The following is a 13,195-nucleotide window of genomic DNA, read 5'->3' on the forward strand; positions in this document are numbered from 1 at the left end:
GAACAGGCATTATCAGGGGCTGCAAGGTGCTGCAAGCCTGTCGCGCGCTACAAAAGCCAGAGGTTTTGCGCGAGCCGCATGCGGGGAGCTTGCCGCCCCCCGCGCGGTGATCAGATCGTCGCGTTGGTCGCACCGCCATCCAGCAGAATATTCTGGCCGACGATGAAACCGGCATGGGTCGAGCACAGGAACGCGCAGGCGGTGCCGAATTCCTCGGACGTGCCATATCGCCCTGCCGGAATGCTGGCCGCGCGGCGAATCCTTGCCTCTTCCACAGAAATGCCCTGCGCCTTTGCCACGCCACCATCCAGCGCATCGGCGCGGTCTGTCGCATGGATACCGGGCAACAGGTTGTTGATGGTCACGCCCTTGGCCGCCACCTGCCGCGCCGTGCCTGCGACATAGCCGGTCAGACCCGTGCGGGCCGCATTGCTAAGGCCCAGTTGCGGGATTGGGGCTTTCACGGATTGCGAGGTGATATTGACCACACGCCCCCAGCCACGCTCCATCATGGCGGGCATCAGGGCTTTCATCAGTGCAATCGGCGTCAGCATATTGGCATCCAGCGCGCGGATGAAATCGTCGCGGTCCCAGTCCGACCACAGGCCGGGGGGCGGGCCGCCGGCATTGGTCACCAGAATATCGACGCCCGAGGCGGCGTTCAGCACCGCGGTACGGCCATTATCCGTGGTCACATCGGCGGCAACCGTTTCCACCGCAACACCGAATTCGGCACGGATAGCCGCGGCCGCGGCCTCAAGCGCGTCAACACCGCGTGCATTCATCACCAAATCGACGCCTGCCGCCGCAAGTGCACGGGCGCAACCCAGCCCCAGCCCCTTGCTTGACGCGCAAACCAGCGCCTTTTTTCCCTTGATCCCCAGATCCATGCCGTCCTCCTATCGGGATAATTCCCATTGTCCTGTGCGCCTTGACTAGCACCACGACGCAAGGGAAGGCCAGCAAAAGACCAGAGCGTTGACCATGTTATGACACATTCCTATCTTATTGCTTGGAAACGCCGTAACAAGACGGGGCCGCGTTTCGCCAGAGAAATACATGTCCCTTTTTGACGAGTACCCAAGACCAAAGCAGCACGCCATGTCAGAATCCGTCCAGTCACCCGCCCTTCCAGGGACAGCCTTTGCGCTGCCAGTCTTGCCAAGTGCCGTGATCGAGGTTGTGGCAGGTGCTAATTTTGGCGATGCCCTGTCTTTTGCCGCCGATCTGATCCCCGACGATGTCTATTCTCTCCTGCGTGGTGCCCGCACGCGCCGCCTGTTGCTGCATCCCGATGGTCCGGCGCGGTTTCGCGTGGCCCAGACTACAGATGTCGGACAGCCCGGCGCGCTGGTGCATCTGGACTGCTGCCTGACCTTCATGTCCACTGATGGCGGCACAACCGAAGTGCTGGTTCTGGTCGAGGTGGATGCCTCCGGTGATGTAGTCGAAGTACACGCCCTGCCACTGGTGCCCCTGACACCGAAGACAAGATACACCCTTGTCACCATCGACACAGAGGGGGCCAGTGCGCGTCTGGCCGAAATCGCCTGTGTATCCTTTACACGCGGCACCCATATCACGCTGGCCTCTGGCGAACAGCGCCTGATCGAGGACCTGCGTCCCGGTGACCGCGTGCTGACCCGCGATGATGGTCCGCAGGACATTCGCTGGATCGGCCAGACCACGCTACGCGCCTACGGCGAACATGCCCCCATCGTGATCACGGCAGGTACCCTGCATAACGCCAATGACCTGATCGTCAGCCCCGACCACCGCCTGTTCATCTACCAGCGCGCCGATGTGCTGGGTGCTGGTCGTGCCGAGGTTCTTGTGCGCGCGCGCCACCTGGTGAACGGCACCACGGTCTACCACCAGCCCGGCGGCTATGTGGATTATTTCCAGATCCTCTTCGACCGCCACCAGATCATCTATGCCGAGGGGATTGCCGCAGAAACCCTGCTGCTTGACCCGCGTACCCGTCCGGTGCTGCCAACGGACCTGTCTGAAAAGCTGGGCGATACCTTGGGCAAACTGCACGCCGCCGGAATCGAGGAGTTCGAGGTATCAGAACGCCTGCTTGACCTGCCCAACGCCGCCGACATCCTGCGCCGCGCCTCGCTGGGTTGACGACAGCGGGGATCATGGGCGGCAGGACTGCAGAACATATCGAAATTCTTGCCTTTCATGCGATGCCCGCCTAAAGCTGCGCGCATGTTGGATATCCCCTCGAACCGCCCCGCACTTCCACCCGAAATTGCCCGCCGCCGGACCTTTGCGATCATCTCGCATCCCGACGCTGGCAAGACCACGCTGACCGAAAAGTTCCTGCTGTTCGGTGGCGCGATTCAGATGGCGGGGCAAGTGCGCGCCAAGGGCGAGGCGCGGCGCACGCGGTCGGATTTCATGCAGATGGAAAAGGATCGTGGCATTTCGGTCTCCGCATCGGCGATGTCCTTTGATTTTAAACAGTTCCGCTTCAATCTTGTCGATACGCCGGGCCACTCGGACTTCTCCGAGGATACCTACCGCACGCTGACAGCTGTGGATGCTGCGGTGATGGTGATTGACGGGGCCAAAGGGGTGGAAAGCCAGACGCGCAAGCTGTTCGAAGTGTGCCGACTGCGCGATCTGCCGATCCTGACCTTCTGTAACAAGATGGACCGTGAAAGCCGCGACACCTTTGATATCATCGACGAGATTCAAGAGAATCTGGCGATCGACGTAACACCTGCCAGCTGGCCCATCGGGGTGGGCCGCGATTTCATCGGCTGCTATGACATGCTGCGCGACAGGCTGGAACTGATGGACCGCGCCGACCGCAATGTTGTCTCGGAATCAATCGAAATCAACGGGCTGGACGACCCGCGTCTGGCCGAGCACGTGCCCGCAGACCTGCTGGCCCAGTTGCGCGAAGAGGTCGAAATGGCCCGCGAATTGCTGCCCGCACTGGATATCAAGGCGGTGCAGGATGGCACGATGACACCGATCTGGTTCGGCTCGGCGATCAACTCTTTCGGGGTCAAGGAATTGATGGAAGGCATTGGCTCTCTGGGGCCGGAGCCGCAACCGCAGCGCGCCGAGCCGCGCGCCATTTTACCAGAGGAATCAAGCGTTTCCGGCTTTGTCTTCAAAGTTCAGGCGAACATGGACCCCAAGCATCGCGATCGCGTGGCTTTTGTGCGTCTGGCCTCGGGCCATTTCACGCGGGGCATGAAAATGACCCATGTGCGCAGCAAGAAACCCATGACAATCAGCAGTCCGGTGATGTTTCTCGCCTCGGACCGCGAACTGGCCGAAGAGGCATGGGCCGGCGATATCATCGGCATCCCGAACCACGGCCAGTTGCGGATCGGCGACACGCTGACCGAGGGAGAGGCGCTGCGCGTCACGGGCATTCCGTCTTTCGCGCCCGAGCTTTTGCAGACCTGCCGCGCGGGCGATCCGATGAAGGCCAAGCATCTTGAGAAAGCCCTGATGCAATTCGCCGAGGAAGGCGCCGCCAAGGTCTTCAAGCCCGCTTTCGGGTCGGGCTTTATCGTCGGTGTTGTGGGCGCGCTGCAATTCGAGGTGCTGGCCAGCAGGATCGAGTTGGAATACGGCCTGCCTGTGCGTTTCGAGCAATCGCAATTCACCTCTGCCCGCTGGGTGAAGGGCGACCGCCAAGCTGTTGAAAAATTTGTCAGTCTGAACAAGCAGCATATTGCGCATGACAATGATGGCGACATTGTCTACCTGACGCGGCTGCAATGGGATATCGACCGGATCGAACGCGATTATCCCGAGGTCAAACTGACCGCGACCAAGGAAATGATGGTCTAGACAGTCCCCGCTGCCGCTTGGCATGGCAGTCTTGCCGCAGCGCCCGACATTCTTCCAGGCGCGCTGCTGACAGGCTTGCACAGGTGCTGACGCATGACCATTCTTCCCCGCATGAGTGATGCGAGTGCCCCAACCTATCCCGGTGGATTTGACGCGATCCTGACCCAGATGGAGGGGCGGCGCGATCCCTTTACCTATGAGGGCGACGAGGCGCTGCCACCGCTGGATGTGGATTTCACGCCCCTCAAATCTGCGCGTGTCGACGGTCGTGCCCTGACGGTTGCGGGGTCACGCTCCAGCTATGCCCGCAAACTGCGCGATCTGTCCGAAGAATTCGACGGGTTGCCCGAATTGATGCTGCTGCACGGGTTGCTGATCGCCCATCTGCGCCGCCGGTCTGCGCCAGATCATACTTCGGCCCTTTTTCTGCGCCTCTGGGCCGAGGAAGCCGACTGGTTGCTGGCGCGGCTGGATGTGCGCTGGCTCGTGTCGGCCATCACGACATTTGGCGATCACGGCGCAACCGAACCGCAGCGGCGTGTTGGCCAGTCCCTCAGCCTGTTGTTCGGCATGATGAAGCTTTACGAGACGGAACGGCTTTATTCCGGCGCGCAACCCGATGAAGCTTTTGAATGGTCCAAGCGCAGCCAGTCACGGCAGGCCAACCAGTCACGGCTACCCATGCGGATGGATGCCTTCGCGCTGGGGGGCGGCGGTCTGGATGTGAACATGCTGGGCCGTTTGTGGCAGGACGCAAAAGAAGATCCAGTCATGGCGCCGCTGGCCAAGCATGTGTTGCAATTGCTGATTGACGATGATCGCACGGTGTTCCGTCGTCTGCGCGTGATGCGGCGTCAGCGCGAGAAGGCGCAGAAAGCCGAAGGGATCAAGCCCAAACGCGGCCGTGCCACCGCGTCCGAGGTGATCCAGGTCCCCGCGCAGTTGGTCAAGACCGATGCCGCAACGCTGCGTTGGGGCACGGTTTCGCTGGTCAAGGCACCGCTGGCGCGGATCGCGCAATTCGCGGCCCACCATCTGGATCTGGGCGCGCATCGCCTGCATATCCATATGGACGAACCGCATCCCGAAGCCGTGGCTTACCTCGCGCGCCACCCTGCCATCGAGGTGACGACTTGCGATGCCAACTGGTGGGCAGGTCAGAAAAAGCCGCGCATGAAAAGCCACCAGTTGCGGCAGGTCTGGGTTGCGACCCAGACCTACCATCGCTGTGATCTGGACTGGCTGGCCCATATCGACGTGGATGAATTTATCCTGACTCCGCAGCCCCTGCCCAACCTGCTGGCCGCCATGCCTGCCGATATCGCAGCGTTGCATCTTCCGCCTGCCGAATTGCTGGCGGGCACAACGGATTGTTTCAAACTGACCCCGCGCAGCGTCGGGCAGGAAAAGGCGGTACTCGAGGATATCTACCCCAATTTCGGCGGCCATCTGCGTGGCGGCTTTATCAGCCATCTTGAGGGCAAGCTGATCGTGCGCTGCGGGATTCCGGGCGTGCGCTTTGGCCTGCATGCGCTGTTGCAAAACGGACAGCCAGCCAGCAACCGCCTGTCGCGCCCTGCCGTGTTTCTGGGTCATGCCCATGCGCCGGATTGGGATACGTTCCGCAAACATCTGGAATTCCGCCTGCAAAAAGGCTCTTACCGCAAGGTCGAGGATAGCGCCTTTCACCTGAGCGATATTTTCGCCCTGCTGCGCGAAGAAGACGGCGAAAGCGGCCTGCGCGCCTTTTTCACCGAAGTCTGCGAGGGCACGGATACCCTGACGGCCTCCCTTGAGGCGCATGGTATGCTGGTCCGTGCACCCTTGGATCTTGACGCAAAGGTCATGCGATTTTTCGGCGCGGTTCCAAGGGATTGAAATCCATGCCTCATGCAAATCAAGCGCCAAAATGGGGGGTAACATCGACTGTCAAAGCTCCGGTTGACGCGATACTGGCCTTTGCCGCGCATCATCTGGAATTGGGTGCACACCGCATTTTCATCTATCTTGATGACGACAATCAGGACGCGTTTCGCATCCTCAAGCCGCATCCGAAACTGCGTCCTGTCCTGACCGGTGACGCCTCCTATTGGCAAGGGCTTGGGGTGAAACGGCGCGTCAAGCACCAGTCGCGCCAGTTCGAGAACGCCCGCCATGCCTATGGCCGCGCCGGTGATGTGGACTGGCTGACCCATATCGACGTGGACGAGTTTCTGTGCCCCGCGCGTCCCGTGGCGGGGCAACTTGCCGATCTGCCATCCGATTGCCTTTGCGCCCGCGTCCGCCCGATCGAGGCCCTGGCTGCGACTTCCCCCGGGCAGCCGCTCTACGCCAAAGCTTGCGCGCAGGACCGGCCCACCCGCACCCGCCAGACCGAAGCGCTTTATCCCGACTATGGCGCCTATCTGAACGGCGGCTTCCTGAGCCATGTCGCAGGCAAGCTGTTCTATCGCACCAGCATTCCCGATCTGCGGATGCATATCCACAATATCTTCGTCGGAGATGTGCAGAATCCCGGCCAGACCGAATTGTTTGAAACCGAATTGTTGCATTGCCACGCCAAAAGCTGGGAAGCGTTTCTGGCGGCCTTCCATTTCCGCCTGAACAAGGGCAGCTACCGCGCCGAGTTGAAACCCAACCGTCCTGCAGAGCATGGCGGATTGACCCTGCACGCGCTGTTCAACACCATCCATGCACAGGACGGCGAGGCGGGTTTGCGGCATTTCTACGATCAGGTCTGCACCGCCACCCCTGCCCATCTGGAGCAACTGCAGGCGATGGGTCTGCTGCGCCAGCCGCCGCTGGATCTGGACGCGGCTGTGGCGCGACACTTCCCCGATGCCGGAAAGATGGCCTGAGAGCCTGTCAAAACCTTCGAAACCCGCGCTCTCATTGACGTTATGTGCACTTTGCGCTAAGGGCTGCGCGGGGGTCACACATGTGGACAACCACGGGGCCAGAGGGGTCCGATCTCCATCAGACGCAACGGGCCGTGACGTGTCCGTTAACAACGGATACACATGATAAAATTTTCTGATCTGAAACTCGACCCCAAAGTTCTCAAGGCGATTGAGGATGCAGGGTACGAAAACCCCACCCCTATTCAGGCCGGTGCCATTCCGCCCGCCCTTGAGGGACGCGACGTTCTGGGGATCGCCCAGACCGGCACAGGCAAAACCGCCAGCTTTACACTGCCGATGATCACCCTGTTGGCCAAGGGCCGCGCGCGCGCAAGGATGCCGCGTTCTCTGGTCCTGTGCCCGACCCGCGAACTGGCCGCACAGGTGGCGGAAAACTTCGACACCTACACCAAGTATCACAAGCTGACCAAGGCGCTGCTGATCGGTGGCGTATCCTTCAAGGAACAGGACCAGTTGATTGACCGCGGCGTGGACGTGCTGATCGCGACGCCCGGACGCCTGCTGGATCATTTCGAGCGTGGCAAGCTGCTGCTGACCGGCGTGCAGATCATGGTGGTGGATGAGGCCGACCGTATGCTGGATATGGGGTTCATCCCCGATATCGAGCGGATTTTCAGTCTGACGCCCTTCACCCGCCAGACGCTGTTCTTCAGCGCAACCATGGCACCCGAAATCGAGCGGATCACCAACACCTTTCTGTCGGCCCCCGAACGGGTCGAGGTTGCGCGCCAGTCCAGCGCCTCGGCCACGATCACGCAGGGTGTGGTCATGTTCAAAGGCAGCCGCAAAGATCAGGAGGCCAGCGAGAAGCGTCGCCTTCTGCGGGCGCTGATCGACAATGAGGGCGACAAGTGCCGGAATGCGATCATCTTCTGTAACCGCAAGACGGATGTGGATATCGTGGCGAAGTCGCTGACGAAATACGGTTATGACGCGGCCCCGATCCACGGCGATCTGGAACAGTCGCAGCGCACTCGCACGCTGGACGGGTTCCGCGACGGCACGCTGCGCTTCCTTGTTGCTTCGGATGTGGCGGCACGTGGTCTGGATATCCCGAATGTGAGCCATGTGTTCAACTTTGACGTTCCCAGCCATGCCGAGGATTACGTCCACCGCATCGGCCGCACCGGTCGCGCAGGCAAGCTGGGCACCACGATCATGCTGTGCACCCCGCGCGACGACAAGAATTTCGCTGATGTGGAACGTCTACTGCAGACCGAAATCCCGCGCCTTGCCAACCCTCTGGAAGGCGTGATTACCCCCGCCAGCGATGACGCGGCCGAAAGCGGCGAGCGCAGCACATCCTCGCGTAGCCGGTCCTCCAGCAGCCGCTCGCGTGGATCACGCAGCCGTTCGGGTGACAAATCTGCGCCCAAGGAAACAACCATGTCCGAGACCGTGGCAGCGGACAGCCCCCCCAGCGCACCCCCCGAAGCGGCAGTAGCTGAAGCGCCGCGCAGCGAAGCAGCACCGCGTCACGACCGTTCTCGTGATGATCGATCGCGCGAAGACAGGCCGCGTGAAGACAGGCCGCGCGAAGATCGCCGCAACGAGCCGCGCGCAGACAACCGCACTGACAACCGTTCCGATGATCGGCGTGACCGCACGCGCGGTGGTCAGGGTCGCGATCAAAACCGCGACAACGGCCCAAAGGTTGTGGGCATGGGCGACCATCTGCCCAGCTTCATCGCGCTCAGCTTTGAAGAGAGGCGCACCAGCTAAGCGCTGCACATTTCCAGAATAATAGAACCCGCCACAGATCTCTGCGGCGGGTTTTGTTCTGCAAAGCCTGAACCGGATCAGGCGCTGAGGCGACTGATCACGATGGTCACTTCAGGCTTCTTGCCGATCTCGTCCAAAGCTGTCTGGCGCACGATCTTCTTCAGCGCCTGTTCCAGCTTGTCATCATCGGCCAAAGTAACCTCGGATGCGCGGTTGATGAACTGCTCAAGATCGGCCTCAAGCAGATCGACCAGCGGCGCACGGGAACGACCCGTTGTCGCCAGCCCCATGATCTCGCACCACGGCTCGCCCAAAGGTTCGTTCTCGTCGTCCAGGATCAGTGTCACGGTAACATGCCCGTTCAGCGCCATACGGATGCGGTCGCGCACAACACCGTCCAGCGCGCCGACCTGTGCGGTGCCATCCAGATAGGTGCGCCCTGTTTCGACATAGCCCGCCACAGTGGGTTCATTGCCGCTGAGGTTCACCATCATCCCGTTCACCGCGAGGATGGACTGGAACCGGTTGCCCTTGGCGATCTTGACCATCTCGCGCAAGTGGCGGTGTTCGCCATGCATCGGGATGACGATCTGCGGTTTCACCAGCTTTTGCACGTATTCGATATCAGGGCGGTTGGCATGGCCGGACACATGATATTTGCCGGTGCTGTCATCCACCACATCCACGCCCATCTCGCTGAACTGGTTGATGATGCGGATCACCCCTTTTTCATTGCCGGGGATGGTCTTGGACGAGAACAGGAACAAATCGCCCTCTTTCAGGGTGAGGCCCTGATACTTGCCATTGGCAAGCTGCGCGCTGGCCGCGCGGCGTTCGCCCTGCGATCCGGTCACCAGAAGCATGACATTCTCGCGCGGCATGGATTTGACATCCTCAGGGCTGATCACCTTCGGGAAGTCGCTCAGCACACCTGTCTCGACCGAAGCCTCGATCATCCGGCGCATCGCGCGCCCCATCAGGCAGATCGACCGCCCTGCCCGCTCACCCGCCTCGGCCAGCGTCTTGACGCGGGCGACGTTGCTGGCAAAGGTCGTGGCGACCACCATGCCCTTTTGTCCGCGCACCAGTTCCTCGATCGCGGGGCCGACACTGGCTTCAGAACGGCCTTCATGCTGGTTGAACACATTGGTGCTGTCGCAGATCAGCGCCTTGACGCCGCCTGCCGACACGTCGGCCCAGAGATCGGGATCAAAGGGTTCACCGACCTGCGGGCTATGGTCGATCTTGAAATCGCCCGTATGGATCACGCGGCCTTCGGGCATGTCGATCACAAGAGCCGAGCTTTCTGGGATCGAATGCGAGATCGGCAGGAACCCCACGGTGAAAGGTCCCGCGGTGACGGTCTGGGGCCATTTCGACACGGTGGTGACCACCTTGTCGGAATAGCCATATTCCGCCAGTTTGCCGCGCGCGATATTCGAAGTGAAGGCGCGGGCATAGACTTTGGGCTCGCCCAGACGCTCGAACAGATGCCCGATCGCACCGACATGGTCCTCATGTGCGTGGGTAATGAAAACTGCCTCGATCAGCGTTTTGCGCTCTTCCAGCCATGCGATATCGGCAAGGATCAGATCCACGCCGGGCGTTCCGTCCATATCGGGAAAGGCCACGCCGATATCGACGATGATCAGGCGTTCCTTGTCCTTGGGGCCATATCCGTAGACATAGCAATTCATACCAATCTCCCCGGCACCGCCGAGGGGAAGGTAGATCAATCTGTCACTGCTCATAAGTTGTCTTGATCCTTGTTATACTGATGAATGACCGTCAGACCGTGAATCGTCAGGGTTTCATCGAATTGGTCCAACAGTGTATCGCCCTGTCCGAACAGCGGGGCCAGTCCGCCCGTCGATATCACGCGCATAGGGCGCTCGTATTCCGCTTTGATCTGGTCGCAGATGCCGCGCACGAGCCCGACATAGCCCCAGAAAACCCCCGACTGCATGCAGGCCACCGTATTGGTGCCGATCACGCGGGCGGGTTTCGTAACATCCACATGCGGCAGTGCTGCTGCGGCCTCGTGCAGGGCTTGCAGCGACAGGTTCACGCCGGGCGCGATCACACCGCCGACATAGGCCCCGTCATGGGCGACAACGTCAAAGGTCGTCGCCGTACCGAAATCCACTACGATCAGGTCCCCGCCGTAACGGTCATAGGCCCCCGCCGTATTGACCAGACGGTCAGGTCCGACCGCCGTGCCCGCGTCCACCCGCGGCATGGTCGGCAACAGGCATTCCGGTTTGCCCACGACCAGCGGGCGGCTATTGAAATAGCGGTCGGCCAGAACGCGCAGGTTAAAGACAACGCGCGGCACCGTGCTGCTGATGATGACCGCGTTGATATCCATCGGGATCTTGTGATGGTTCAATAGCGCGCTCAACCAGACATAATACTGGTCTGCCGTGCGTTGATGTTCCGTCGATGTCCGCAGGGTGCACAGGATATGCGTCCCGTCCCAGATCGAGAATACCGTGTTGGTATTGCCGCAGTCGATGGCCAGAAGCATGACAACGTTCCTTAGAAAAATACGTCAGCGGCCGCGATATGACGCAACCCTTGCGGCGTTGATAGGACAAGTTGTCCCTGTTCGTCCACCGTGTCGAAACGGCCCGCAACCTCTTCGGCAGGCAGGCGCGCGGTAATCTGTTCGCCCAGACGCGCCGCCCGCGCCAGCCATGCGGCACGGATCGGGGCGAAACCATAGGTGGTGAATTGCGCCTCGAAACGGGCATAAGCGGGAGCCAGCAGGTCGAGGAAGTCCGCAGGACTGACAAGTGCCCCCGTTTCAGACAAAAGCGATACAGGACGCACGGCCCCCGCTTCGACCTGATCGGCACCCGGCGCCTGCGCCAGATTGACCCCGATCCCGATGGACAGGGCCGCACCGCGCGGGCCGATGGTCTCCAGCAGCATGCCAGCCACCTTGCCGCCATTCAGCAGCACATCATTGGGCCATTTCAACGCAAAACTGCCCGCGCGCCCTGTTGCGGCCGCAAACGCCTCGTGCAGCGCCAGCGAGGCCACGAAAGACCGCAAAGCCGCCGATGCAGGGGCAAAGGGGCCATGCAAAACCAATGTCGCCGCGAAATTTCCTGCGGGATGGGTCCATGCCCTGCCCCGCCGGCCACGTGCGGCTGTCTGGTTCAGCGCGAGTATCCAGCTTGGCCCTTTCAGGCCGTCCAAGCGGCGTGCCGCCTCGTTCAGGGTGCTGTCTACCTCTGGCAGAATGATACGGGCTGTCCCTTGGGGCCAGCCCGCCGGAAGCGGTTCAGTTGACAAGCGTCGCCGCCGCCGCCGCAGCCGCGCCCTCGATCCCGAACAGGTTGACGACGCCCAGAAGCATCGCCGCCGCCGACGCCATCAGGAAGGCCCAGAGAACCGGCGATTTACCCCCGTCCAGTTCCTCGCCCTCGTCGCCAAAATACATGTAAAAGACGATCCTGAGATAGTAATAGGCGCCGATCACCGACGCGATCACGCCTGCGACCGCCAGCCATGCCAGACCGGCATCATAGGCAGCCCGCAGCACGTAGAACTTGCCGAAGAAGCCTACCAGCGGCGGCACACCTGCAAGGCTGAACAGCAAGATCAGCATAGCCAGCGCACGGCCAGGCTCACGTTTGGCATACATGTTCAGCGCCGCGATATCGGTCACGGGCTGGCCATCTTTCTCCAGCGACAGGATGAAGGCGAAGGTGCCGACATTCATCGTCACATAGATCGCCATATAGACCAGCATCGCTTGCACACCGAACACTGTGCCCGCCGCCAGACCCATCAGCGCATACCCCATATGGGCGATGGACGAGAAGGCCATCAGACGCTTGATATTACGCTGCCCGATCGCGGCAATCGCGCCAAGGAACATCGACAGCACCGACAGAAGCGCCAGAATCTGCTGCCAATCCGCCGTCGCCCCGCCAAAAGCGTCATGCAGCACGCGGGCAAAAAGCGCCATCGCCGCCACCTTGGGCGCGGTCGCAAAGAAGGCGGTCACCGGCGTGGGCGAGCCTTCATAGACGTCCGGCGTCCACATATGGAAGGGCACAGCCGAGATTTTGAAGGCCAGACCCGACATCACGAAGACCAGACCGAACAGCATGCCCAACGACATCTGCCCCTCACCCGCCGCCGCGATGATGCCCGAGAAAAGGGTGGTGCCCGCATAGCCGTAAACCAGTGACGCACCATAGAGCAGCAGACCCGAAGACAGCGCGCCGAGGATAAAGTATTTCAGCCCCGCCTCGGTCGATTTCAGGCTGTCACGGCGCAGGGCCGCGATCACATACAGCGCCAGCGATTGCAGTTCCAACCCCATGTAAAGCGCCATCAGGTCGCCTGCACTGACCATCATCATCATGCCGACCACGCTCAGCGCGACCAGAACCGGATATTCAAAGCGCAGCAGGCCGCGCCGCTCCATATACTCCTGGCTCATCAGCAGTACTGCCGCCGCCGACAACAGGATCATCACCTTGGCAAAGCGCGCGAAAGCGTCGTCATGGAACATGCCGCCAAAGGCCACGTTATTGCCGCCACCGTTCAGCCCGATCCATGCCGCCAATAGCGCAAAGGCACCCGCCGTCGTCCATGTGAGCAGCGGCGCCATTCTGTCCTTGCCGGTATAGACACCGAACAGCAGCGCCAGCATCGCGTAGAGGGCCAGCAGGATTTCCGGCAGGATTATGGTTAGATCAGCCTGGATCATC

General features: G+C 61.1%; 10 protein-coding genes. 5 read left to right on the forward strand and 5 right to left on the reverse strand.

All coding sequences use genetic code 11. From position 1 onward, the window contains the following. Window positions 1-110: 110 nt before the first annotated feature. Window positions 111-890, reverse strand: coding sequence for an SDR family oxidoreductase (locus K7H22_RS10205; protein ID WP_230800706.1), 780 nt, complete (start codon window positions 888-890; stop codon window positions 111-113). A gap of 211 nt (window positions 891-1,101) precedes the next feature. Here K7H22_RS10205 and K7H22_RS10210 point away from each other — a divergent pair, with 211 nt between their 5' ends. The 5 genes from K7H22_RS10210 (at window position 1,102) to K7H22_RS10230 (ending at window position 8,465) form a co-directional block, all read left to right on the forward strand. Further along, window positions 1,102-2,130 carry a Hint domain-containing protein gene (locus K7H22_RS10210; RefSeq protein ID WP_230800708.1) on the forward strand — a complete coding sequence of 343 codons (1,029 nt, stop codon included), beginning with the start codon at window positions 1,102-1,104 and terminating at the stop codon, window positions 2,128-2,130. Window positions 2,131-2,214: 84 nt separating this feature from the next. Continuing rightward, window positions 2,215-3,822: a peptide chain release factor 3 gene (locus K7H22_RS10215; protein ID WP_230800714.1), complete on the forward strand. Its 1,608-nt coding sequence runs from the start codon at window positions 2,215-2,217 to the stop codon at window positions 3,820-3,822. A 93-nt stretch (window positions 3,823-3,915) separates the two neighbouring features. Continuing rightward, the gene (locus K7H22_RS10220) at window positions 3,916-5,700 is read left to right on the forward strand and encodes a glycosyltransferase family 2 protein (RefSeq protein WP_230800715.1); all 1,785 of its coding nucleotides are present in this window, start codon (window positions 3,916-3,918) and stop codon (window positions 5,698-5,700) included. A gap of 5 nt (window positions 5,701-5,705) precedes the next feature. After that, window positions 5,706-6,680 carry a glycosyltransferase family 2 protein gene (locus tag K7H22_RS10225; RefSeq protein WP_230800716.1) on the forward strand — a complete coding sequence of 325 codons (975 nt, stop codon included), beginning with the start codon at window positions 5,706-5,708 and terminating at the stop codon, window positions 6,678-6,680. 162 nt (window positions 6,681-6,842) lie between these two features. Next, on the forward strand, window positions 6,843-8,465 hold the full coding sequence (locus K7H22_RS10230; protein ID WP_230800717.1) for a DEAD/DEAH box helicase: 1,623 nt from the start codon (window positions 6,843-6,845) through the stop codon (window positions 8,463-8,465). Between the two features lie 77 nt (window positions 8,466-8,542). Here the strand turns inward: K7H22_RS10230 and K7H22_RS10235 are convergent, their stop codons facing one another. From K7H22_RS10235 to nuoN, 4 genes are read right to left on the reverse strand one after another with little or no spacing between them, the layout of a single operon-like run. After that, window positions 8,543-10,216: a ribonuclease J gene (locus K7H22_RS10235; RefSeq protein WP_230800718.1), complete on the reverse strand. Its 1,674-nt coding sequence runs from the start codon at window positions 10,214-10,216 to the stop codon at window positions 8,543-8,545. Beyond that, window positions 10,213-10,992: a type III pantothenate kinase gene (locus K7H22_RS10240; RefSeq protein WP_230800719.1), complete on the reverse strand. Its 780-nt coding sequence runs from the start codon at window positions 10,990-10,992 to the stop codon at window positions 10,213-10,215. The genes K7H22_RS10235 and K7H22_RS10240 overlap by 4 nt, the downstream gene beginning before the upstream one ends. An 11-nt stretch (window positions 10,993-11,003) precedes the next feature. Next, complete coding sequence (locus K7H22_RS10245) at window positions 11,004-11,765, reverse strand: biotin--[acetyl-CoA-carboxylase] ligase (protein ID WP_230800720.1); 762 nt, start codon at window positions 11,763-11,765, stop codon at window positions 11,004-11,006. Next, window positions 11,755-13,194, reverse strand: coding sequence for an NADH-quinone oxidoreductase subunit NuoN (gene nuoN / locus K7H22_RS10250; RefSeq protein WP_230800721.1), 1,440 nt, complete (start codon window positions 13,192-13,194; stop codon window positions 11,755-11,757). The genes K7H22_RS10245 and nuoN overlap by 11 nt, the downstream gene beginning before the upstream one ends. Window position 13,195: the final 1 nt, after the last annotated feature.

This window comes from Seohaeicola saemankumensis, assembly GCF_021021435.1.
GTDB lineage: Bacteria > Pseudomonadota > Alphaproteobacteria > Rhodobacterales > Rhodobacteraceae > Seohaeicola.